Origin of the sequence: Zobellia russellii (assembly GCF_018728565.1) — a bacterium.
GTDB classification, from domain to species: domain Bacteria; phylum Bacteroidota; class Bacteroidia; order Flavobacteriales; family Flavobacteriaceae; genus Zobellia; species Zobellia russellii.
This window is the reverse complement of sequence record NZ_JACSOI010000004.1, coordinates 82,183-107,184: the sequence shown is the minus strand read 5'-3', so window position 1 is coordinate 107,184 and position 25,002 is coordinate 82,183. Positions and strand designations below refer to the sequence as shown.

Here is a 25,002-nt window from a genome sequence, read left to right as displayed (position 1 = left end):
ATTTTTTCATTTTTTTTATCGGAATTATTCATCTTCATATCAAATTCTTTTAAAATTCAATTTGAAGTCCTGTTCGTATTTGAGAACTTACAGGATAGGTCCCTTTATCAATACCTCTTGTACTAAGACCATTGTTCCCAACTTCTGGATCATACCCATCATACTGGGTAATGGTAAAAAGGTTTTGTGCTGCTACATATACCCTAAACTTGGTGATACCCAACTTCTCCGTGTAATCTCTAGGTATAGTATAGCCTAAAGAAATGTTACGTAATCTGGCAAAAGTTCCATCATCCAACCAATAGTCTGTCTGTCCTCTAAAGTTATTATGTGTGGCATTTCTGTTTACAGGAATATCAGATGTGTTGTTCTGCGGAGTCCATTGATAGACCAAATCCTGATGGTTAGCTACCTTATAAGCCAATGCTTTGTTACCATTTATAATTTCTGCACCAAAGGCACCGTACCATTGCATTGAAAAGTCCATTGCTTTATAATAGGCCGAAAAGTTAAAGCCCATTTCAAATTCAGGAGTACCACTACCCATATATTGACGGTCGTTAATATCTATTAAGCCGTTCTTATCAAAATCTACATACTTTAAATCTCCTAATTTTGCATCAGGTACAATTTCTTGGTAGGCCGCCAATTCTTCTTCGTTCTTAATGGTACCATCTGTCTCTATTAAAAAGAAAGCACCGCCTTCATACCCTTCTGCCAATGCAGATACCAAATCCTGATCGTTACTATGTCCGGAAATACTACTATCATCAAAATAGATGATTTTGTTACTACCGCTCATTTTAGTAATAACATTTTCGTTTTTGGTATATGTTAAACCGGCATTCCAAGAAAATTTACCCGAATGGCGATAGTTCATGGCAAATTCCATACCCTTATTGGTCATATCGCCCACATTTAGCGTAACCTCAGCATTTTGACCTCCACCTGCAGTAGGCGGCAATAATACTGGGAATAACATATCTTCTTTCTTGGTTTCATACATATCTGCGGACAAGGTTAACTTATTATCAAAAAAGCCCATGTCCAAACCTCCGTTCAATGAAACCGAAGTTTCCCAGCTTACCAAAGGATTGGCAAAACCAGTTTGGGTAGCCCCTAACAATAAATTCTGATTGTCTCCAGCACCAAGTACATAATCATTATCCAATGTAATGGTAGGTGTATATGTATAATCTGCAATACCTTGGTTACCTGCTGTACCTCTACTTCCCCTTAGCTTAAATGAGGAAACGGTATTCTTAATAGGGTTCCAAAATTTCTCTTCGGAAACGTTCCATCCGGCAGATATAGAAGGAAACACACCCCATGGCTCTTCTTTAAATTTAGAAGACCCATCATGTCTTACAAAAGCATTCAACAGATATCTTCCTTTATAGTTATATTGTAAACGGGCCAACATACCTATTAAAGTGCTGGTACGATCTTGTGTCCATTGGTTGTTACCCGACCCCACATTAGGGTCTGCAGTGGCACCATTAAGTACCGTAATATCATTGGAAGCCAAATCGCTCTTCTCTGCAAAAAATTCTGAGTAACTGTACTTTTCCGATGAATATACCCCCGTTAAGTTAATGTTATGATCCCCAAAACTTTTCTGATAATTGATAATGTTCTCCCAAGTAGACTTTTTGGCCAAAGAACTTAAATTTCTTATTCTTGAACGTTGAGATGTTACTTCTGTACCATCATCTCTATAGGCGATAAATTTAGGGTTAACGGTAATTCTAGTACCGTTGTCATAACTTGAGGCCACCCTTGAAGTGAATTTAAGGTTATCTGTAATATTGTAGGTAACACTTAAATTTCCATCAAAATATTGATTCTCTTGGTTATCTTCTTGCAAAAATTGATATCCCAAAAAAGAGAGGTTATTAGCCCCGCTACCATCTCCTGCATTTTCTAAGACACTCGTATTTGGATCTATAAGGGGTTGATAAGCGTTATACCCTATTGCATTTCTTAGAAGTCCCCAAGGTTCGTACTCCCTATCTTCTATTCTAAAGGAAAGGGCCGTGGTAATATCCCATCTTCCTTTTTTAAACTGTGTATTGGCCCTAACGTTGAATCTCTCGTAACCCGATTTGATCACAACACCTTCTTGATCAAAATAGTTTCCAGTAACATTGTACGTAAGACCGTCTTTACCTCCTGATAGTCTAAGACTATGGTTTTGGATAGGTGCCATATCATTTTCTACCACACTCACCAAATCCGTATTATTGGTAAGGAAATGAGGACTCTGTTCTATGGTAGTCCATGTATTACCATATCTTCTCTCACTTAGCGCTGCAGATTGAACAAAAGTCGTATATAGTCTATCCTCCACGTTCAACAAAGGCGTTCCGGAAGTAATATTTTGAAGACCATAATAACTGTCTACCGCAATTTTCATTTGTCCTTCTTTACCCCTTTTAGTGGTAATCAAGATTACACCGGCTGCACCACGAGTACCATAAATTGCCGCCGAAGCTCCATCCTTTAGAACATCTATGGTTTCTATTTCATTGATACTTAATTTTGGATCTCCTTCAAAAGGAATACCATCTACAACATATAGTGGTCTATTGGCCCCGTTAATGGAAGTAAGCCCCCTAATCTGTACGTTAGCTTCCGCTCCAGGAGAACCCGAACTGGCCGTTACGTTTACCCCAGCAATCTGACCTTGTAAAGCGGCACCTATATCGGATGTTGATGTTTTCATTAACTCTTCCGACTTCACTTGCGCTACCGCACCTGTCAATTCCTTCTTTTTCTGGGCCCCGTAACCAACAACGACTACTTCATCCAACGCGGATACATCTTCTTGCATCGTTACGTTAACCGACTTTTTTCCGCTGATGGCGACTTCCTTGGTTTTGAATCCAATGTAACTGAATACCAATACGTCACTAGGTTCTGCCTTTATTGAATAAAGACCATCAAAATCTGTAACGGTCCCGGTATTAGTGCCCTTGACCACCACACTTACTCCTGGCAAAGGCGTATCATCTGCAGATACGGTACCACTAACTGTTTGAGATTGTGCTATTGCCGTACTTAGACAAAAGACCAAGAACAATCCCAACCGAAAAGCGTGGGATTTAAAATGAAAAATGTTTTTGAAATTCATATAATTTTCTTGTTAAATATTAAAAATGACCAATGAAACTATGAAGTAGGTTTAACCTAATTAAGAAGGTTGTATTCCAATTCAAAACCTATATAATTTTCTTATTTCATTGTATCTAGACCATACATTCCACCCCTCTTGACTGAAGATTTAAAAACGAGTTGGTTTTAAGCTAAACCAATTATTTGCTCAAAAGGAAATGAACACGATGTCCATTTTGTTTAGGAATACATGTTAAGGAACACCTGTTCTAAAATGGGGGGAGGGTTGTTGAGAGGCGAGTGATTTTTTCTTTCCATAATTCGAGTTGGTTTTAAATGAGTAAAGTTTGTTTATTAGATTATCAATTAAGTGTGTTCTAAATTTTCATATACACTGTAATTGGTGTCCAAAATAGAGATATTGTTAATTTACTCCTAAAAAAAGTGCTTGACAAAAACTTGACAAAACGTATATTTTATACCAACAACACCTCCTCACTCCCCTATTTACAATAGCTTTCCATAAAATTATATGGTATAGACAACTCTACAAAAAGGTCAATTAGAGAAATGTTAAAATTAAGGGGTGTAAACCACAAAAAAAGGAGGTAAATACGTATTAAAAATGAGTAATGAAGCCTATAAACTATGGACTTTCGCTAAATTCCTATCGGCTTTAACCATTCTCTATATTACCCTAGAGCTATTGAAGAAATAAGCCAATTAACACGCCTACATTGAGTATAACATATGGTTTAGAGTATAACATATGATCTGTAGGAGACCTCTTTAAAACCTAAAATTGAATAACATACGTTAAGAAGCTGCAACCTTCTATCAATCTAAAAATCCATTGCATTTTATTTCCAAAAGACCTAAAAACAATATATATTAGAAGGTTAGTTTAAAAACATAAGCATGTTTTCCTTTCGGTTCTTTGGGTAAATTAATGTGTAATCCGTCTTTTTCTCTACTAAATTTTAGATTTTCCGTAGACCCTAATAATTCAACAGACTTAATTTCTCCTTTAAGAAGATTCTTCTCCTTTCCCAAAGTTCTTATAACTGTCTTTCCGTTTTTTGGCCAATCTAATTGTATAGCGTACAGCGTGTCTCCCTTTTTAGTAAACCTAATATCATCGGCTGTGTTATCCGGGTTCTTTCGTTCACTTAGATGGCCTTCAATTACCTTTGCAGGCCCTTCCCCATATACTTCCCACGGACGCGTGCCATATATGGCCTCTCCATTGAGCTTTAACCACTCTCCTATCTCTAAAAGGCGTTCCTGTACCGGATCAGGTATTTCCCCGTTCGCTTTGGGGGTAATATTCAACAACAAACAACCATTTTTACTTACTACATCTATTAAAAAGTCTATAATTCGGTTGGCACTTTTGTAATCCGGGTTGCTTATATGGCTCCAAGCTTTCCAATCAATAGAATCATCGGTTAACCATGGAAAATCCTTCATTTCACTCATTCTGGCCCGCTCAACGTCCAGCACTGCGGTACCTTTTGCAAAATCATAGAATTTGTATGTAGCAACTACTTCCTGATGGTTCCTTTCTGCATGATTATAGTAATAAGAGAGAAATTCTTTTCTGTACGCTTCATCAATAACATCCATTTTATTATCGAACCACACCAAATCTGGATTATAGTTATCAACGATTTCTTTTAACCTAGCTAACCATTCTTCGTTGAACTTTTTATCACCTACGGGATAATATCTATCTGAACCTTCATCTAATTCCTTTGTACTCAACGGATATTGAAAATCTCCTTTCTTTAATTTTGGACCATACAAATCTGCATATTCCGGATTTGATGCGTCTGTAGATTCATCCCAAGTGGGAAACCAACCAAACAACCATTGACGGTGGTAGGTTGCAATAAATTTCATGTCCCGTTTTCTTATTTCTCTTGCCAATTCTCCCATTATATCTCGTTTGGGTCCCATATTTTTAGCATTCCAACGGGTGAGTTTACTATCCCACATGGCAAAGCCATCGGCATGTTCGGATACAGGACCCGCAAACTTAGCTCCTGCTTTTTCAAAGAGATCCGCCCACTGGGCTGCATTAAACTTTTCTGCCTTGAACATGGGAATAAAATCTTTGTACCCAAAATCGTTTAAGGGGCCATAGGTTTGTGTATGATGCTCATAAAAACGTTTTCCCTGTTTGTGTTCGGGGTTATTGGGCGATGTATACATCCAATGTGAATACCATTCATTTTCATAAGCTGGTACGGAATAGGGTCCCCAATGGCAATAAATACCAAATTTTGCATCCCTAAACCAGTCCGGTGTCTCATGCTTCTTCAGAGATTGCCAATCTGCTTCATAACTTTTCTCCTGAGCAGCAACAAAATTAACCGCCATCATCCATACCAATACCAAAAACAAAGTTCTCATAGTTTCAAAATTTTCATTAACATTAGGAATACAACCTTATGCAAGTTTTTCTCTTTATAAAATTAGAACTTATGGGGTGTTTTTAATACCACAAATGTCTTCTTTAGGCTATGTTGAGTTTATGTAAAGTTCTATTTGAACAAAATACCACTATAATAACCGTATAACTTCTATTTTAAAAGCCTTATATACCCAGTTTTACAAGACTATTTAGGTCTAAAAAATTATATTTCCAATGCACCGCTAGTTAGATAGTATATCTTGATTATTTTGATAAATAGAAGAAATTAGTTACACTTGATGTTACCCATTCTTTATATCTTGAATATTTATGATTTGATTCTTGATACAAAGTTGTATTTATGATTATGGTTAAGGACATTTAAAAGTTTGAGGTATATGTTTCATACAAAAAAGCTAATGCGCTATTATATTCTTATTGGTTTTCTCGTTGTCTTTGGGATAAAACTCAGGGCCCAAGATTCTTCTATTCCTCTAAACATCCCTATTGTAGATACAGATACGCTTTCCGCTCAGCATACTACAAAACAAATAGATTCTTTAAAATCCGTTGTTTCGGCCAATTTAGTGAAGGGAGATACATTAAAGTCCGTTTGGACACTATTAAAATTGATGGATGTCTACAGTCATCAAGCTCACTATGCCCAAGCCTATGAAACTGTATGGACCGCCCTTAGCCTAGCGGACAATTCTGAAAATGTTGTGGTTAAATCCCATATATACCGCAGACTTGGAGCTATGTACAGTTATAATAAACGTAAGGAAGAAGCTCTTAAATACTTGCAGATGTCCCTTGACATTATGAAAAAAGCGGTAGAAAAAGGCACCATGCCCAAAACCTCCTTATCACAGAACTATTATACCTTTGCTTATACTTATAGAGGGCTTAATGAACCTGAAATGGCAAAAAAGTATTTGGATAGCTGCTATGCACATTATGCTGATACACCCGATAAAATTGCGCTACCATTCTTAAAATTTGAAGAATCCTATGTTCTAAGAGAGGAAAAAAAATATGATGAAGCCTTACAAATGCTTAGTGACATAGAACCCTGGTTTAAAGATAATGTACCTTCTTACTTGGTTCTCATTTACGCGTACGTGGCAGTGGTCCATAAGAGGACAGGCAATATAGATAAGACCTTGGAATATTATAAAAAAGCCATTGCCATTTCGGACAAGTACCAGAGTCATATTGACTTCACTCCATTTATCTACGAAAAACTTTCCGAAAATTATAAGTTGAAAGGAGATTATAAAGCGGCATATCAATCCTTGGACAAAGCAAAAACCTTGAACGCCCGGTTTTTTGATGGAAGAAGTCAAAACAATATTCCCCTAATGGAAATTAGGAACGAATACCGGGTAGAAAAACAAAGACAACAAGAGGTTATACGCCAGCAACGTATGGAAAAGTTGGAGCAGCAAGATAAAATCTTACTGCTCCAACGTATTATTTTGGGTACTTCGCTCATATTTGTAATCATTATAGGCTTTGTTTATGTAAAACATATTCGCTCCAAACATAAGGTTGAGAAGCAGTTGATGCAAAAAACAAAAGCGCTTGAAATGGAACAGGCCCACCAGCTTTTGGAAACCAAAAACAAAGAGTTGGCGGCATCTACACTACAACTAGTTGAAAAAGATGAATTTCTAAAAAAGCTAAAAACCGAATTAAAAGGCGAAAACGGTAATGTAAAAGTCTCTGAAATCAATAGGGTCTTAAAGTCAATATCTGTAGGGAACGCCAATAATTGGGAAGAGTTTAAACTACGGTTTACAGATGTTAACAAGAACTTTTACGAAAAACTCAATAACGCCTATCCCAACCTTAGCCAAACAGATCAAAAGATATGTGCTTTAATCAAATTAAACCTTAATAGTAAAGACATGGCCAGATTATTGGGGATATCTACCAAATCCGTTCATACCACAAGACATCGTTTACGCAAAAAAATGGGATTGCAACGCAGTGATAATCTGGAGGAACTAATTGCATCTTTATAAATACCGAGGTAGCGCTTTTAAGTAGTATTACGCCGTAACAGTTATATCGGTCACGTTTCGTATTGAAAACGCTAAAACTAGCCGTTTTATAAGGTTATTTTTGCATTCTAACAAACCACACTATGAAACTGAAAATCTCTCTTTGGCTTTTACTAGGCTCGTTTTTTTTATCTGCCAATCTAAATGCGCAAGCTCTTAGCCGAGAAGAAATGCGCGACACCATGCAGCATATTCCATGGTTTACCATTCACAAAGACAATTACTTTGTTACGGGTGTACCCACTAATAAACCCATTAATAGCTCTACCGCAAATGCCAAATACCAAGTTAGTTTTAAACAGATTATTACCCGTAGTATTTTACCGTGGGACACCTATCTATACTTAACCTACAGTCAAAAAGCTTTTTGGGACATCTACAAAGATTCCTATCCTTTTAAGGAAATCAATTTTAACCCCACCATAGGTGTTGGTAAAGCTTTTTATGATTCCGATGATAGAATTAAAGGACTGGCCAATCTTGTTTTTGAGCACGAGTCTAATGGTAGGGATAGTATTTTTTCTAGAAGTTGGAACCGACTTAGCCTGAAATATTCCACTCTTATTGGCAAGAAAACACTCCTTCATGTAAAAGGATGGTTACCTTTTGGCTATAAATCAGGAAATCCGGACTTGTTGGATTACGTGGGACTAGGGGAAGTGAGCCTATCCCATGATTTTATTCCTGACAAACTTATATTTGAGGTAAAAGTCAGAAAAGGGTTAAATTTAGACACTAGGGGGATGATTCAGACCCGGCTTCATTATCGTCCTTTCAAACACAAATCCAATCAATACATTATGCTGGAATGGTTTGCCGGCCATACAGAAAATCTAATTAACTACAAGCAGTACAACAGCATGATCCGTGTAGGATATGTTATTAAAAGTAATGAATTCAATATCCTGAAGAAAAACAGAAGAACTCCTTAAATCCGAGGTTACTTGCATAAAAAAAGCCCCTTTTCAGGGGCTTTAAATTTTCCGCAAAATAAAAACTATCTAACGTCTTCCAACGTTTTAATAGTCTTAAGGTCGTCCATCAACCAATCGCGTTGTTTTCTAATTACCGCAGCGGCTTCAAGGGGTAAATGTGTATCTCCCAATACTTCATTATACTCATCAATAGCGGCTTTGTCACCACGTATAGCTTCCTCCAACATAGACTCATCACTATCGCCCGAAAAGAATGTTTTAACATCCATCCAAGCCCTATGCATAGCTCCGGTAACACTTCCGTCTATATCATCTCTAGTTTTTAAGGCAGGTGCCGCAGCTTTCAATTCTACAAGAAAGTTTCTACGTTCTATAGATTTATTTTGGAAATAACTCTTAAGCCCTATTTCTTCTGAATTCTCAGCTGCTTTTTCATACCCTTTAATGGCATCTTCGTTCTTTTGTATAATATCATTTATACTATCTTCAATTTCTTTTATATCGTTATTCATATCTCTTTTATTTTTCCGGTAACTTAAACGCCTACCGTTTGGCGTACATTCAAATTTAGAACAAACCTTAGCCTTTGATCAATGCTAAAGCATAAGGTTTGGACGCAATGAATTTTATACTTTCTATGCTACCTTTTGCACGCTTCCAAACCTTACGATACAGATGTAATCTTCGTTTTCAAGTTTGCATTCGCCCAAACGTTTCATTTTTGCCTCTGTAGCGATGTATTGAAAGAAACTATCCTGAGATAAACTTCCTATTTGACTAATATCATCTATCCCTGAAAAAAGTGTTTCTCCCGTAATTCTGTTCTTAATAGTGTACTTGTATTCAAAATCCTGCATAACCTTTCCTTTTAGTTAAACACTTATTATCTCAACTCATAAAATCAATGATTCTCTCTTCATCTTATGAGCTTCCTTCAAAATTATTTTATGGAATAAAATTTCATGATCACTTTCAATTGAAAAATGAACTTAATTGATATGAAATAAGAAAGGCATTCCAATATGGAATGCCTTTCTTATTTCTTTAATTTTAATTGAACCTGTACTAATTTCTTGCTACATCGCTAAGTAAGAAATCTTCTACAGGCCTATCATGCTGCTTATGGAGTACGGAAATATCTCCGGTGGTTTCAAATATTACTGCTTTAACTTCGGAGAGCTCCGTTACATTGGCCTCTCTTAATTTGGCCCTTAAATCGGATTTTGCAACACGGCCTTTCCGAAGGTTTTCTTCCAAAATAATTTCACCGTCCATAAGTAGTAATGGGGTGTTGTCCATTAACTTCTTAACAGTGTCGTTCCGTCTGGCAAAAGCCGCTCCCATTTGCAACAAATAAACTGTTACAATACCAACAATGCCATCTGTAAGACTTACAGACTTGGATAGTATTGTTGTAGCTATGATTGACCCGACGGCAACGGTCATTGCAAAATCAAAACTCGACATTTTAGAAAAACTGCGCTTGCCACATATTCGTGTCATTAAAATCACGGCTATATAAATTCCTACTGCCGTGATACAAATGGCGCCAAACGCTTCCCATGAAAATTTAAACCACTCCTCCATAAATTTAGTTTTTCAAAAAATTGATACTACCTCTTCCCTATTATTTCAAATTGCAAGTTGAATCTAATTTAAATCGCAATTTATCATCCAATTAATACCAAAACGGTCCGTAAAGCGTCCAAATAATGCGTTCCATTCGCGCTCCCTTAGTTCGTGGTGTATTCGACCTCCTGAAGACAATTGCTCATATAGACTTTCCGCTTCTTTCCTATCCTTAAGGTCTATACTCAAATGAATCTTTGTTCCTTCTGTTAGCGGTGTGTCCGGTGCGGCATCATAAGCCATAAAATGAATGCCTTTACCTTTTAATTCGGCGTGTTGCAAACGGTCACGGTAAGAAGAGGGTACATCTATCTTTTTATCGGCATAGGTCTGCCTGTTTTTTATTTCGGCGTCAAATAGGTCTGCGTAAAAATTAAGTGCTTCTTGGCAATTTCCATCAAATGCTAAATATGCTTGTATTTTCATTGTATTGAATTTTTAAAATTTACAGCAAGTTATAGGAAGTACACCTTCATGATCGATTACATCGCACTAATAGTTAACACAAAAAAATGGAGCATTGAGCTTCATACTTTTATATGATAAGGCTATTTATAAAATCGAAATTTCAGATAGCATTTGCACTAATAATGATTTTTTTACAGCCAATCAATTCTTGGCCTCTTCCCTAATTTTAGCTTGAAAATCAATAATTATAAGGATGGAATGTCTTGAGCAACTATTAAAGGTGTATGTCATTAGCGAACTGAGATGCATTGAAGGTGCGGTAAAATCCAAAACGCCCCTTATGCGAATGTTTATGGAGCAATGCGCTATTGAGCGGTCCAACTTCATTCTGGACATTTGGCATACTGCCATAAGACAGGAACAGAACGTTGAACTCTCTGAACTTTACGCATGGCATAATCAATTATACGGCAAGAATTATTTAGCTGTTACTACAGGCAGCAATGTTAATATAGACTTGCTACACAGAAAGGCTTTGGAAATTTGTGAGTGTATGATCGATATGGCCCTACCGGACAAGTTAACAATACTATTGGTAGAGCATTACACAAAAATCCAAGGAGACCTTCTTGCGTTAGCTCACATAAGAGCGCTAACAGAAAATTAGAAAACCTGATCATTCCAATGTTAAACATTACCATAATCCTTTAACTCAACAAGAACCCCATAAGAACATCCCTTAAAATGAACTTTATATGAAAGCTGATAAAAACACAAGCACAAAAAAAGAAGAACAACTAAAGAAATCTACTGTTGATTATGAGGGCAAGCCCTTAACCACTAGGCAAGGACTCAAAGTAAACGATACAAACAACTCTTTAAAAGCCGGGCCGCGAGGAGCTACGTTATTGGAGGATTTTCTGCTACGTGAAAAAATTCACAACTTTGACCACGAACGTATTCCAGAGCGAATTGTTCATGCCCGAGGAAGCGGAGCACATGGCTATTTTGAACTCTATGAAAGTATAGAGGAATATTCCAAAGCCGGTATTTTTACCGATACATCTAGAAAAACCCCTGTTTTTGTGCGGTTTTCTACCGTTGCAGGATCAAAAGGTTCTACAGATTTGGCAAGGGATGTAAGAGGCTTTGCCGTAAAATTTTATACAGACGAAGGTACTTGGGATTTGGTTGGGAACAACATGCCCATCTTCTTTATACAGGATGCCATGAAATTCCCTGATTTAATTCATTCGGTCAAGCCTGAACCACACCAGGAAATTCCGCAAGCGGCCTCTGCCCATGATACATTCTATGACTTTGTTTCACTTACACCAGAAACACTTCACAACCATATTTGGGTAATGAGCGACAGGGCCATACCGCGTAGTTATCGTATGATGGAAGGGTTTGGTATACATACATTTAGACTTGTAAATAAAGAAGGTAAGGCCCATTTTGTAAAATTTCATTGGAAACCAAAATTAGGAGTACACTCCGTTACTTGGGACGAGGCCGTTAAAATTAGTGGCGCGGATTCGGATTTTCACCGAAGAGATTTATGGAATGCCATTGAAGCTGGAGAATATCCTGAATGGGAATTAGGGTTACAAATAGTTCCAGAGGAAGATGAACACAAATATGATTTTGACCTCTTAGACCCTACCAAACTAATACCTGAAGAAATGGTACCTGTTAAAATAATAGGTAAAATGGTCTTGAATAGAAATCCGGAAAATTTCTTCGCAGAGACAGAACAGGTTGCATTCATGCCAGGAAGTATTGTACCAGGTATAGATTTCACAAATGACCCTCTTCTACAGGGCCGGTTGTTCTCCTATAGAGATACCCAACTCTCTAGATTGGGTACACATAATTTTCACCAGATACCAATTAACAAATCGGTGGTAGAAGCTCGTAACAACCAACGGGACGGTCATATGCAAACCGAGATTCCAAAAGGACGAACTGCTTATTTCCCAAATTCAATTGGTGGTGGTTGTCCATACCTGTCATCTGTTGAAGAAGGTGGTTTTGAATCCTACCAAGAGCGTATTGATGCCAAGAAAATTAGAACTCGGAGCGAAAGTTTTAATGACCATTTCTCCCAACCTGCTCTTTTTTATAGAAGTCTTTCTGATTGGGAAAAAGAACATGTTATTAGCGCCTACTCTTTTGAATTAGGTAAATGTGACATCAAGCATATAAAGGAGCGAATGCTTTATTTGATTGATAAGATTGATTCTGACCTTGCTAAAAAAGTAGCGGGCAATCTAGGTATGAAGGTTCCTTCTTCCATCAAAGAACCCATAAATCAGGCTATTGGTGCAGATGCAGATGTAGAGGCGCAACAGCCATCGGAGAAGAAGAACTATTTGGATGAATCGCCTAAACTTAGTCAGGCGAACACTAATTTCAGTTCTATTGCCACACGGCAGATTGCGGTTTTGGTAGCCGATGGTTTTAGTATGAGCCAATTCAAGACCGTAAAAGATGCTCTGGAAAAAGAAGGCGCCATGATTAAATTAATTGCACCGCACGGTGGTACGGTCACTTGTGATGAAGATATGGAGCACCAAGTTGATGCGGCAATTATGACTACGGAAAGTGTTCTATTTGATGCTATTTATATTCCTGGAGGCAAATCATCTATTGATGGGCTATCGGCACAGTCCAAATTTACGAAGTTCGTAAACGAAAGTTATAAACACTGTAAAGCTATTGCTGTAAGCGGCGAAGCCGAAGATTTCTTAAAGAATACCGCCATTACGGATATAGAAGGTGATGAAGCCATTTTTATAAATGGCAAACCAGAAGAGTTCATTAAAGCTATTGCTAAACACCGTAACTGGAAGAGAAGAGAAAAAGCGGAAAAAATACCCGCTTAAGTTTAACCTTAAAAAGAAAATATTATGACTAATGAATATGCAAAGCACGAAACAGACTATATAAAGAGTTATGAGAAATTGGGGTATACCGACTCATACCGATTTGTAAAGGGAGAATTAAGAAGTACTAAGACAGATAAGGCATACGCCGCAAAAGATATTACTATCGTAAAAGAGCATCGTTATGAAGGAATGAGCAATCCCTCAGATATGTCATTGTTGTATGTCATAGAAACTAGTGATGGTGGTAAAGGCACATTGCTTGCGGGTTATGGTCCCAGCGCAGATGCAGACCTCTACGAGTTTTTAGAAACCATTCCTGAAGAAAATATCAAAGACGAAGATTTATTACCGGCAGACGCTAAGTAATTTATCTATTCCCCCATTGTAAAAGCCCGAAGCAAAATACTTCGGGCTTTTCTTTGACTTAAACGGAAGGGCAAAAATCCAGACGAAAACATCCTATTGAAATGTCTTTGCCAATTGAGATAAAATTTCAATCAATAGAACGACCTACAACTGTATGAGCTTTTTAATTTTGAAAAAAACAATCTCCTAAGAATATGCCTAGATTATTAGCTAAGAAGAAAAGTTCCATCAAAACAAATACTACAAAGAACGCCTTAAAAAGAAACCTGAATAATTTAAACAGACAGGTTAGGGAATTAAAAAGAAATTTTGAAAGCAACTTTCCCAAATACCCTTCAGCTAAATTTGAAGCAGTCAGGGAATTCAATATTAAACTGGTTCGTGTAAAATCGCGTTTAAACCGCATTGCTACGTTAGTTTCTCAAAATAGAAAAGGAGCCCGTAAAAATCTTGTTCGTGTTTCCCGGGAAATTCAGACTCTTAAAAATACTAGGCACAATCTCTACGAATCCTAACTAGATTATTGCGTTTTTTCAGCTACTATTAACAGCTTGGTTAGGCGAGGGTTTTCTGAATACCCGTCTAAACAAACCTATTTCGTGTGCGTACACAAAACAAACCCTAGAGTTTTATAAGACTAGAATTATCCTTATATTTGACATACAAATAATTCAACTACAACCAACTAACCATGGTAGCTCTAAATTGCTGCTACACTCATAAATTATTGTATTGAAAACAATTAAAGATATTGCCGAAGAAGCTAAAGTTTCTACCGGTACAGTGGACAGGGTTATTCATAAACGACCCGGGGTCTCTCCAAAAACCAGGGAAAAGGTTCAAAAATTACTTGACAAGTATGACTTTGAAAGAAATATATTGGCAAGCACCCTGGCTTTCAAGAAAAAATACAGAATTGCGACCCTAATTCCCTCAGTCGTATCTAAAAACCAATTCTGGCACGGACCACATTTGGGTATGAAGTCTGCCGCCAAGGAAATAAAAAAATACGGGGTTGAAACCCACCGCTTCTTTTTTGATCAATACGATTTAAAATCATACGAGAAGGCTCTTGATAAAATTTTGGACCTCAACCCTAACGGGGTGGTTTTTGCTCCTTTCTTTTACAACACATCTCTTGCTTTTGCTGAAAAATTAAAAGCCAAGGACATTCCATTTATTTTTATAAATATTGATTTGGATACGTCTAACAAACTAACTTACATTGGCCAAAACGCACAGCGCAGTGGGTATCTGTGTGGTAAGATGATGGATTTAATCACCAAATCATCTGGACATATCGCTGTTTTAACTTCCCAAAAAAATGTGGACAGCCATTTGGCCATTGAAACAAGGATTAAAGGGTTTCATGATTACTTTGAAAACAATTCGAATACGAATCATATAAAGAAAGTTCTGATTGATGATTTTGATTCGAAAAAAGTAGAAATCGCGCTTTCCGAAGCCCTAAAGAATGATGAAGCTATCTCCGGAATCTTTGTTCCCTCCAGTGCTGTTTTTACCGTTGCCCAATACTTTGAAAAGAAGAATATTACGCATATTCGTACGGTAGGGTTTGACACACATTTGGATAATCTTAATTACATTAGAAAGGGTGCCATTGATTTTGCCATTGATCAAAATCCTTTTGAACAAGGCTATATGGGATTAAAAATACTTTGTGAGTATCTATTGTTGAACAAAACGCCCAAACCCAAATATAACTCGCCCATAAACATTGTTACCCAAGAAAATGTTGACTACTTTGATGTAGCGGAAACCATTGAATACGCTGTCTAGGTAAAGTTTACGAAAAGTATTTTTCGTACAAAATGTTACATGAAAAAAATACTGCTTTTAATCCTTTTTTGCGCTGCATTTGCCGCCAATGCACAACACTCTATTGCCAGACAATGGAATGACGTTCTTTTAGACGCTATTAGAGTGGATTATGCCAGACCCACGGTTCATGCGCGTAATCTATACCATAGTTCCGTACTCATGTACGATGCCTGGGCATTGTTTGATGATACGGCCCAAACCGTATTCCTTGGCCAGACTTACGGCGGTTACAATTGTAGATTTAACGGAATTGTACAACCAACAGCCATAGATCAAGCTAGGCAAGAAGTTATGAGCTATGCACTGTTCAGGTTATTAGCCCATCGTTTTGCTACTTCTCCCGGTGCAAATGAAACATTGTCCAACATAGAAAACCTGTTCCTGTCACTTGGCTACAACCCACAATTTACCTCTACTGATTATAGTAGCGGTTCATTCGCTGCGTTGGGCAATTATTTGGGTAATGAAATGATCAGGTTTGGCGAACAGGATGGAGCTAACGAAACGTTTGAATATGGTAATCAACTATACCAACCTACCAACCCTCCCTTGGTATTGGCAGAATATCAAGATATAACCAATATTGACCCAAACCACTGGCAGCCCCTGTCTTTTGACCTTTTTATTGATCAATCAGGAAATTCCGTTCCAGTTTCCATACCGGATTTTCTAGGACCCGAATGGGGTGCCGTAGTACCATTTGCACTAAATGAGGCCGATGTGCAAATTAAAAACAACGGTTTTGATTCTCATTTATATTTCAATACTCAAGAGCCTCCCCAAATAAAAAATTCCATAGGCAACGGAATTGACGACCCTTACAAGTGGAATTTCACTTTAGTGGCCGCTTGGTCTGCGCATCTAGACCCAGAAGATGACACTGAAATAGACATCTCTCCAGCTAGCTTGGGCAATGTAGATATTGACACCTACCCTACTACGTTTGAAGCTTATAAAAATTTCTATAGTCTTATGGACGGAGGGGATACCGGTCAAGGTCATGACCTCAACCCACACACCAACCAACCCTACTCCCCTCAGTTTGTAAAACGATCGGACTATACGCGAGTCCTTGCCGAATTCTGGGCAGACGGCCCCGACTCCGAAACACCACCGGGACATTGGTTTACCATACTCAATTATGTAAGTGACCATCCATTGGTAGATAAAAAACTTAAAGGTGAAGGTCCCACTTTAAATAATCTTGAGTGGGATGTAAAATGTTATTTGGCACTTGGTGGAGCCATGCACGATTCGGCTATTGCTACTTGGGGCATTAAAGGATATTTTGATTATGTTAGACCTATATCGGCAATTAGGTATATGTCAGGAAAAGGGCAAAGTAGTAATCCTTCCTTACCTAGCTTTGATCCTCAGGGCATACCGCTGATTCCAGACCTAATTGAACTAATTGAAGAAGATGACCCCTTGGCTGGCACTATGGGTGAGTTTGTGGGAGAAATTAAAATCAAGGCATGGCGAGGCCCCGATTTCATAAACAATCCCATAAGCGATGTAGCAGGTGTGGGTTGGATTTTAGGTACGCATTGGTGGCCTTACCAACGCGGTACTTTTGTTACACCTCCATTTGCAGGTTATGTATCCGGGCATTCTACCTTTTCCGGAGCGGCCGCAGAAGTAATGACCCAATTAACGGGAGATGTTTTTTTTCCTGGTGGCATGGGAACGTTTGACATTAAGGCCAATCAATTTTTGGTATTTGAAAATGGCCCTTCAGAAGATTTCACCTTGCAATGGGCCACCTATAGGGATGCTTCGGACCAAACGAGCCTTTCTAGAATATGGGGCGGCATACATCCCCCAATAGACGATATTCCTGGTCGCTTAATAGGAGAGCAAATAGGAAAACAGGCTTTCGCCAAAGCGGAACTTCTTTTTGGTAACCCAACTTCGGCTGAGGAAAACGAAGCTAACACCATTCCATTTCCTATTCCATTTGAACAAGAAATAAACCTTGCTACAGATTTGCAAGGCCCGTGTACGGTGCTACTCTTTAATATGAGGGGGGAATTGGCCCATACAGAAAACATCGACTTTAATATTTCCTATAAAATTAACACTCATGGGCTTTCCTCTGGGATATATATTCTAACTATAAAGAATAGCGAGGGGGCAATTGTTCATAAGCAAAAGGTGATTAGAAGGTGAGCTTTTCTTATCATAGTCTACAACCTTTCTTTTTTCCTGAGAACAAACCAACAAAAAAGGTCCGCATAAATAAATCATACGGACCTTAAAAAAAACAAAAACAAACTGCTTACGGTATTCTTCTCTACATTGAGAAGTTATAACTTAGGTTCCCAACCTTGGGCGTATTCACGTTTCCACCAGTCTTTCATAACCTTTTCGTTATTCAAGACCTTACCTGTAGCCTTATCAATTTTAAGGGTTTCTCCGGCATCTTGTGCCATATTACCCAGATGACAAAGCATGGTAGAGATACTTGCATCTTTAATATCAGAATTGAGGGATTTATCTTCCCTGATTCCAGCAAAGAAATTACCTACATGGTTCACATCTAGACTGCCACCGCCTTGAGTATTGGTACCTGTGCTTTGATCCCCTCCTTCTTTAATATCCTTAATTTGGTTTCCACCTAAATCGTACAATTTGTAGCCTCCCCTACTTAAAGTTATAATTCCTTTACTTCCGTAAATGGTAATTCCCCTTCCTGGTTGGTTTGGAAGGATTTTTCCTCTACTATGGCCTGTCCACGTGATAAATTTATCATCACCAAACTTATAGGTTACCTGTTGGTTGTCCACAAATTCCCAATCGTCATCATATGCATATTTCCCTCCGAAGGAAGTTACACTATCTGGTAAATCAACTCCTAAAGCCCATCTACAAATATCTATTTCATGAGTACCATTGTTATGAACTTCGCCAGTACCCCAATTTTTAAACCAGTGCCAGTTGTAAGGATGAATGTTATCTCTATAATCTTCTCTAACGGCGGGCCCTTGCCACATATCCCAATCTAACGTTGAGGGTACAGGAACTTTATTGCCTACACCAATAGAGCCACGATTGTTAGAATAATAGGCTTCACCCTTAAAGACATCTCCGATAATGCCTTCGTTGATTTCTTTTACAGCTAAAGCAGAAGATTTTGCCGAACGCTGTTGGTTACCCATTTGAACTTTTTTACCATACTTTTTTTGGGCCTCTACGAGCAGGTCGTTTTCCCAAGGGTTATGGCTACAAGGCTTTTCAACATATACGTGTTTACCGGCCTGTAGCGCCATTATGGCCATTGGGGCATGCCAATGTTCCGGGGTAGCAATAAATACGGCATCTACCTTTTTATCCTCTAACACTTTTCTAAAATCCTTTTCAACTTTAGGTACGTAACCTATGTTTTCTTTACACCAGAGATTATGCTCTGCTATAATATTATCATCTACATCACAGGTATATATAATTTTAGCATTCTTATCAGTATGAATGGCCGCAATATGTGCTTTTGCTCTACTTCTTACACCAATGATAGCACAATTAATATGGTCATTTGCACCAAGTATATTGGCATGGGCCATAGAAGGTAAAACAAGTCCGCTAAACGATAAAGCCATTGAACCCGTTGCGGTTTTCTTTATAAAATTTCTTCTACTAGTCATTACTTATCTTCTTTAGGTGTTTTTATTTGAATGTTTTTAAAGCTAACTCTATCGCCATGATCCTGCAATAAAATCTGACCCTTGTCCAACTCTCCAAAATTGGGCCACTTGGCGTATTTACTTTCCGAAACCAATTTTCTGTATGCATCGCTTTTACGCTCATATTCCAAAACTTTAGCTCCATTAAGATAGTGTTCTACATGGTTTTCCTTGGATATAATATATGCTGTGTTCCACTCCCCTATGGGTTTGATCGGCTTCTTTGGGTCTGCTTGAATTAAATCATACAGCGAAGAAACGGTACGGCTACCATCATGGTTTCCTTTTTTTGCATCCGGATGTCTCTCATCGTCTAAAATTTGGTATTCCAATCCTATGGATGAACCTGCACCTTTATTTAATTCGGTATCTACATAGTACTTAATTCCGCTGTTAGCTCCTTCGGTCAACTTAAAATCAACTTTAAGTTCAAAATCGCTATAAGCTTCAGTGGTAACAATATCTCCTCCGGCAGCAGACTCTTCTCCACCTGAAGATAACACAGTAAGTATGCCATCTTTTATCTCCCAGCCCTTATCAGGGAAACCTTCCAACTTAGCACCTCTCCAACCTTCGGTAGTTTCTCCGTCCCAAAGTAATTCCCAACCTTGGTCCTTTTCATTTTTTGTAAGCTGGTTGGCCATATTTATAGCTGGCAACGGACTCTTTTGAGCATATTTCTGAACATCGTCCGTAATAATTTTGATATTCTTCCAAACGATTTCGGTTCCCGGAGTTTTGTCCTTTCCTATAGAATGAACCTGTAAACCAATAAAACCACTATCTGTCTGCGTATCTATCAAATGGGCTGCGGGTACACCATTAATCCATGTTTTTAACGTATCGCCAATAGCTTCAATCCGGTAATGGTTCCAGTCATTTTGCTTAAAAGCCTGTTTTGCCTTTGTATTGTCATCATCTAAAGGATGTAACCAACCCCTACGCGCCTCATCGTAAATACCGGCACTCCATGCCCGGTCTGATGGGTCAATCTCAATTTGATACCCATGGATTCTACCGTTCATATAATAGGGAAAACTATTACTACGGATTTGAATTCCAGAATTCATGGATGGGTCTACTTTATAATCCAATTCCAAGATAAAATCATCGTACATTTTATCTGTTGTCATAAATGAGTTTGGGGTGTTGCTAACCGTAGTTCCTACGATAGAATTATCCCTAATTTCATAAATGGCCTTTCCGCCTTTTTGAGTCCAACCGGTAAAAGTTTCTCCATCAAAAAGATCCGTCCATGGTAGGGTTTCTTTTTTCTGGGCCTCACAGCTTAAAAAAAGACTTGATGCCATTAGTAGCAGTGCACTTTTATACCCTAAGGTCCTTAGTTTACTTACGTTTAAATACTTCATTTTAATAGTTTAAAATTGTTTTGATGTTTATGATTTTAGAGCGTCAAACGGATTAGTTCTAGTTAAAAAACTATGTGGTTAAAAAAAACAGTTGTGTTTCCCTCCTCAACCAAATGCATATAATGAGTTAATCTGTTTACTTGAGTATATTTTACTTAACAACCATTTGCAAAAAGCAGTTAACGGTTTAATTAAATAATAAATATTTACGAATGTAATTTTCTGTCCTCAAATAACCTAGCAAAAACCCAACAAAATGTGTGCGCACACGTAAAAATTATTTATGATTCCGCCAAATACAGGTGAATAAATTGCCGAAAATGATAAAAGTCCTTCCTATCAAACAAGCTTATTATCAAACTTTATTATCTGAAACAACGCCCTAAAATTGTACTGAAAAATTCATTTGAGTTAATATCAAAAGTAATCTGAGTCCGTTTTTCACCACGGATTTATTATTTTGGCGCCAATCATTTCTTTTGTTAATTAAAGTCTAAATAAAGCTCCAAACCAAGTTCTTTTAACGTACATAGATTGGCTTTTAAAATTTCTAAAACAGAATGTATTCTGACAGATATTTTAAGGCAACAAATTATTTAGGACCAAATAAACTATAAAAATTACTATGACTCTCAACCTTTATTTAGCGGATGACGATACTGAAGACCGTGAACTGTTTGTTGAAGCACTTGATGAAATTGATGTTTCTACCCAAGTAACCCAGTTTGATAATGGTGTGGACCTTATGGACGACCTATTTTCTTCTACTGATTTGCCCGACGCGATTTTCTTAGACCTGAACATGCCCCTCATGAACGGTTTTGAGTGCCTTACAGATATTAGGAACTTTCCTAGATTTGATGATATTAAGGTAATCGTTTACTCTACTTCTTACAGACTGCGAGAAGTAAATCAATTACAAACTGATGGTGCTAACCAGTATATACAAAAGCCATCTTCATTTGATGACCTAAAAGTAATGCTTCAAAAAAGTTTGGTTTCCTTAATTGAAAAAAATACTTCGGCTATAAATCCTAGTGAGTTTGTAATATTGGTCTAGCTACATATAGACCTCCAATTTTCACAATTTCCATTGACCCAAACGGTAATTATTTTACTCTAAAAACTTCCTTCTTTTTGCATCATAATTTCAATGAATAGCGGCAATTTAGGCTTAGAACGACCTGTATTTTTGTGTCAGAATTTAAGTTTAATTTAAAACTATTGATATGAAAATCACAAAATCAATTTTAATAGCGGCAATGGTACTTTTCTCTTTAGGTACGTATGCCCAAGATCAAGATGACCAAAGAGTAATGGCCGATGCCGAAAAAGCTAAAGCAAAATTGCAGAAAGCAGATTATGGACTAGACCAATTTTTCAAAAACGCACCGGGATATGTCGTATTCCCTAATGTTGGTGAAGGCGGACTTATCGTTGGTGGTGCATCTGGTAATGGTGTACTTTACGAAAACGGAAAAGCCGTAGGTATGGCAGATTTAAAGAAAGTAGATGTAGGATTACAAGCTGGTGGTCAAGCATTGACTGAAATTATATTCTTTGAAACCGAAGATGCCCTTAACGAGTTTAAGCAAGGTGAATTTGAACTTTCTGCCGAAGCTACTGCAGTAGCCCTTGAAAAAGGAGTTGCAGCCAACGCTAATTATGATGACGGTGTAGTTGTATTTGCCAAGCCTAAAAAAGGGTTAATGGCAGACCTATCCGTAGGTGGTCAAAAGTTTAAGTATACGGACATGGAGCTAATTGATAAGAAATAATTAGATTGTTCACTCATATGAAAAGGGGCCTTACACTTGTAAGGTCCCTTTTTCTTTGTACACTTTTTTATTTACTCCCGTTCGTAAAGATGGACTTGTATGTACACTACCCTCTCCTGAATTTTGTTTTAAAACCTTTTCAATCTATCACATCCATAAGATTAATATTTAGGCGATTAGGGTTATTTTAAAAACCCTTTGAGACCAACTTCCAATTCAGATTCGCATTATTTTGTACTGAACAATATGAGCTCCTTTGCTTATACTAATTACAGATATTATGGAAGCTATTTTAAATAAAAGTGCGGGTATGGGAGCCATCTTAACAGAAGACGGGCCTACTACCTTTAGAGTTTGGGCGCCCAATGCAGACAAGGTTTTTGTTATTGGCGATTTTAATGATTGGAAAAAAGATGATTTTGAACTGGAACACGAAGAAAACGGCTACTGGGCCGGTTTTACGGATAAGTGTAAAGAAGGTGATGAATACAAATTCCTCATTCTAAACGGGTCCAATGAGTACGAACGTAACGACCCCTATGCCGTAGAGGTTACCAATAGTAATGGAAATTCCATTGCCAGAAAGCTGGATTTTGATTGGGAAGGAGATGATTTTCAAATACCTAATTGGAACGAACTGGTTATTTACGAATTACATGTAGGAACGTTTAATCGTAAAAAGCCAGATCAGGTAGGTACTTTTGAAGATGTCATTGAAAAACTGCCCTATCTAAAAAATTTGGGAATTAACTGTATTGAACTACTGCCCGTAGCTGAATTTGCCGGAGGTATTTCTTGGGGCTACAATCCGGCACACCCTTTTGCCATTGAACAGGATTATGGCGGACCGGATGGTTTTGCCAAACTTGTAAAGGAAGCTCATAAGAATGGTATTGCGGTAATTATGGATGTGGTCTATAACCATTTTGGACCTTCGGACGTAGATCTTTGGCAATTTGATGGTTGGCATGAAAATGACAAGGGAGGAATTTATTTTTATAACGATTACCGCTCGGAAACCCCTTGGGGAGATACCCGTCCGGATTACGGTCGTCCTGAGGTTAGAAAATACATCGCGGACAATGCTATGTTCTGGATAGAACAATACCGTTGTGACGGTTTGCGTATGGACGCCACCTCTTACATTAGGTTTGAAGGCGGTGGTCTTGGACTGGATACGGAAATTAATGAAGGTAATATTCTTATGAGGGATATTAACATGCAAATTCAATCTAAATATCCACACATTTTAACTATTGCCGAAGACCTTAAAGGAGACGACAAAGTTACTGATGGGGCCGAGTACGGAGGATTGGCATACGGCTCTCAATGGGATATGAATTTTGTACATCCTGTGCGGGAAGTACTCACCATGATAAATGATGACGATAGAGACCTACAGCATATCGTAAATGCGTTGACCTATACTTATAGTGGTGATGCCTTTAAGAGAATAATTTATACGGAATCGCATGACGAGGTAGCCAATGGAAAGGCTAGGGTTCCTGAAGAAATACAGCCGGGAGATGCCGAGAGTCCGTTTGCGAAAAAACGTGCCATTTTAGGTATGGTACTTACCTTAACAGCTCCTGGAATTCCCATGTTGTTTCAAGGTCAGGAATTTATTGAAGATGAATATTTTCAGGATACCGAAGCCTTGGATTGGGAAAAATTTGAAAAACTAAAGGGCATCAGCAAATTGTCTACGGACCTAATTGCACTTAGAACAGGAAAGGCTGATCGTACCAACGGCCTGAGAGGGCAACAGTTAGATATTGTTCATTTTAATCAGGACAATAAAATCCTTGCCTATGTGCGCAGTAGGGATTCCGACGATAACGAACCGGTATTGGTAGTACTTAATTTTGGGGACAGGCCATTTGAGGAATACGGAATTGGAGTTGCCGAAGATGCCGATTGGAAATTAAGGTTCAACAGCACCTGGAAAGGTTATGATGATGATTTCTCAGAGTTGGAAGTAGAAGATATGGAAAAAGTAGCGGAGTCTACAGACGAAAAACCATTTACTGGTAAGATTACGATTCCTGCTTATGCCGCATTAATTTATACAAAATAGCTTTTAGTAAATTAAGAGTCAACAACTGCTCTGTGGGGATAAGGATAAGTACTTGTTTCGCAGAGCAGTTTTACTTTTCATCTGCCCTTTGCCCTACTATTTTAGAAACGATTATGATCAAAAAAGATTTGGATAGCAGCTATAGCCCATAAAAGTGTATCATATATTACCAATACTTAAAAATGAACTCTAGGGAATGGTCATATTTAAAACTTTTATGCCCTTGACCCTTTAAAACAGAAAAAATTATGAAATATCTCATATATACCCTCATAATAGTATTGATAATTGGATGGATTTTAGGATTTTTGATTTTTAAAATTCTGGGAGGCCTTATTCACCTATTATTGGTACTGGCCGTCATTCTCATAATCTATAACTGGTTTATAGAACGAAAAAAAAATAAATAATAAAACACCAACCCTTAACT

General features: G+C 37.8%; 20 protein-coding genes. 12 read left to right on the top strand and 8 right to left on the bottom strand.

Features of this window, described 5'->3' with window-relative positions; all coding sequences use genetic code 11:
- Positions 1 to 49: 49 nt before the first annotated feature.
- Complete coding sequence (locus H9565_RS11165) at positions 50 to 3,133, bottom strand: SusC/RagA family TonB-linked outer membrane protein (RefSeq protein WP_215439649.1); 3,084 nt, start codon at positions 3,131 to 3,133, stop codon at positions 50 to 52.
- An 872-nt stretch (positions 3,134 to 4,005) separates the two neighbouring features.
- A complete protein-coding gene (locus H9565_RS11160) occupies positions 4,006 to 5,529 on the bottom strand; it encodes an alpha-L-fucosidase (protein ID WP_215439647.1) in 1,524 nt (507 codons plus the stop codon).
- Between the two features lie 399 nt (positions 5,530 to 5,928).
- Here H9565_RS11160 and H9565_RS11155 point away from each other — a divergent pair, with 399 nt between their 5' ends.
- Positions 5,929 to 7,557 (top strand): tetratricopeptide repeat protein, encoded by a 1,629-nt coding sequence (locus tag H9565_RS11155; RefSeq protein ID WP_215439645.1) that lies wholly within the window; start codon positions 5,929 to 5,931, stop codon positions 7,555 to 7,557.
- A gap of 122 nt (positions 7,558 to 7,679) precedes the next feature.
- Positions 7,680 to 8,528: a phospholipase A gene (locus H9565_RS11150; RefSeq protein WP_215439644.1), complete on the top strand. Its 849-nt coding sequence runs from the start codon at positions 7,680 to 7,682 to the stop codon at positions 8,526 to 8,528.
- A gap of 65 nt (positions 8,529 to 8,593) precedes the next feature.
- On the opposite strand, the gene H9565_RS11145 is transcribed toward H9565_RS11150, so the two are convergent.
- The 4 genes from H9565_RS11145 to H9565_RS11130 form a co-directional block, all read right to left on the bottom strand.
- Entirely contained in the window at positions 8,594 to 9,043 is a 450-nt protein-coding gene (locus H9565_RS11145; protein ID WP_215439641.1) for a ferritin-like domain-containing protein, read from the bottom strand.
- Between the two features lie 123 nt (positions 9,044 to 9,166).
- Entirely contained in the window at positions 9,167 to 9,388 is a 222-nt protein-coding gene (locus H9565_RS11140) for a hypothetical protein (RefSeq protein ID WP_215439639.1), read from the bottom strand.
- 208 nt (positions 9,389 to 9,596) lie between these two features.
- Positions 9,597 to 10,118, bottom strand: coding sequence for a DUF421 domain-containing protein (locus H9565_RS11135; RefSeq protein ID WP_215439637.1), 522 nt, complete (start codon positions 10,116 to 10,118; stop codon positions 9,597 to 9,599).
- Between the two features lie 63 nt (positions 10,119 to 10,181).
- Positions 10,182 to 10,586, bottom strand: a complete 405-nt coding sequence (locus H9565_RS11130; RefSeq protein WP_215439636.1) for a VOC family protein — start codon at positions 10,584 to 10,586, stop codon at positions 10,182 to 10,184.
- Between the two features lie 235 nt (positions 10,587 to 10,821).
- Between H9565_RS11130 and H9565_RS11125 the strand changes: the two genes are divergently transcribed.
- The 6 genes from H9565_RS11125 (at position 10,822) to H9565_RS11100 (ending at position 17,836) form a co-directional block, all read left to right on the top strand.
- Positions 10,822 to 11,235 carry a hypothetical protein gene (locus H9565_RS11125; protein ID WP_215439634.1) on the top strand — a complete coding sequence of 138 codons (414 nt, stop codon included), beginning with the start codon at positions 10,822 to 10,824 and terminating at the stop codon, positions 11,233 to 11,235.
- Between the two features lie 88 nt (positions 11,236 to 11,323).
- Positions 11,324 to 13,456: a catalase gene (locus H9565_RS11120; RefSeq protein ID WP_215439632.1), complete on the top strand. Its 2,133-nt coding sequence runs from the start codon at positions 11,324 to 11,326 to the stop codon at positions 13,454 to 13,456.
- A gap of 24 nt (positions 13,457 to 13,480) precedes the next feature.
- Positions 13,481 to 13,825 carry a hypothetical protein gene (locus H9565_RS11115; RefSeq protein ID WP_215439630.1) on the top strand — a complete coding sequence of 115 codons (345 nt, stop codon included), beginning with the start codon at positions 13,481 to 13,483 and terminating at the stop codon, positions 13,823 to 13,825.
- 194 nt (positions 13,826 to 14,019) lie between these two features.
- Positions 14,020 to 14,340, top strand: coding sequence for a hypothetical protein (locus H9565_RS11110; RefSeq protein ID WP_215439628.1), 321 nt, complete (start codon positions 14,020 to 14,022; stop codon positions 14,338 to 14,340).
- A gap of 217 nt (positions 14,341 to 14,557) precedes the next feature.
- Positions 14,558 to 15,625, top strand: a complete 1,068-nt coding sequence (locus tag H9565_RS11105) for a substrate-binding domain-containing protein (RefSeq protein WP_215439626.1) — start codon at positions 14,558 to 14,560, stop codon at positions 15,623 to 15,625.
- 39 nt (positions 15,626 to 15,664) lie between these two features.
- Positions 15,665 to 17,836 carry a vanadium-dependent haloperoxidase gene (locus H9565_RS11100; RefSeq protein WP_215439624.1) on the top strand — a complete coding sequence of 724 codons (2,172 nt, stop codon included), beginning with the start codon at positions 15,665 to 15,667 and terminating at the stop codon, positions 17,834 to 17,836.
- Between the two features lie 137 nt (positions 17,837 to 17,973).
- On the opposite strand, the gene H9565_RS11095 is transcribed toward H9565_RS11100, so the two are convergent.
- Positions 17,974 to 19,308, bottom strand: coding sequence for a Gfo/Idh/MocA family protein (locus H9565_RS11095; RefSeq protein ID WP_215439622.1), 1,335 nt, complete (start codon positions 19,306 to 19,308; stop codon positions 17,974 to 17,976).
- Positions 19,308 to 20,657: a 3-keto-disaccharide hydrolase gene (locus H9565_RS11090; RefSeq protein WP_215440177.1), complete on the bottom strand. Its 1,350-nt coding sequence runs from the start codon at positions 20,655 to 20,657 to the stop codon at positions 19,308 to 19,310. Before H9565_RS11090 ends, H9565_RS11095 begins: the two co-directional genes overlap by 1 nt.
- Positions 20,658 to 21,342: 685 nt before the next feature.
- On the opposite strand from H9565_RS11090, the gene H9565_RS11085 reads away from it, so the two are divergent.
- The 4 genes from H9565_RS11085 (at position 21,343) to H9565_RS11070 (ending at position 24,982) form a co-directional block, all read left to right on the top strand.
- Positions 21,343 to 21,777: a response regulator gene (locus H9565_RS11085; RefSeq protein ID WP_215439620.1), complete on the top strand. Its 435-nt coding sequence runs from the start codon at positions 21,343 to 21,345 to the stop codon at positions 21,775 to 21,777.
- A 169-nt stretch (positions 21,778 to 21,946) separates the two neighbouring features.
- Positions 21,947 to 22,495, top strand: a complete 549-nt coding sequence (locus H9565_RS11080; RefSeq protein WP_215439618.1) for a lipid-binding SYLF domain-containing protein — start codon at positions 21,947 to 21,949, stop codon at positions 22,493 to 22,495.
- A 280-nt stretch (positions 22,496 to 22,775) separates the two neighbouring features.
- Positions 22,776 to 24,572 (top strand): alpha-amylase family glycosyl hydrolase, encoded by a 1,797-nt coding sequence (locus H9565_RS11075; RefSeq protein ID WP_215439616.1) that lies wholly within the window; start codon positions 22,776 to 22,778, stop codon positions 24,570 to 24,572.
- A 248-nt stretch (positions 24,573 to 24,820) separates the two neighbouring features.
- The gene (locus H9565_RS11070; protein ID WP_215439614.1) at positions 24,821 to 24,982 is read left to right on the top strand and encodes a lmo0937 family membrane protein; all 162 of its coding nucleotides are present in this window, start codon (positions 24,821 to 24,823) and stop codon (positions 24,980 to 24,982) included.
- The last annotated feature ends 20 nt before the right edge of the window (positions 24,983 to 25,002 follow it).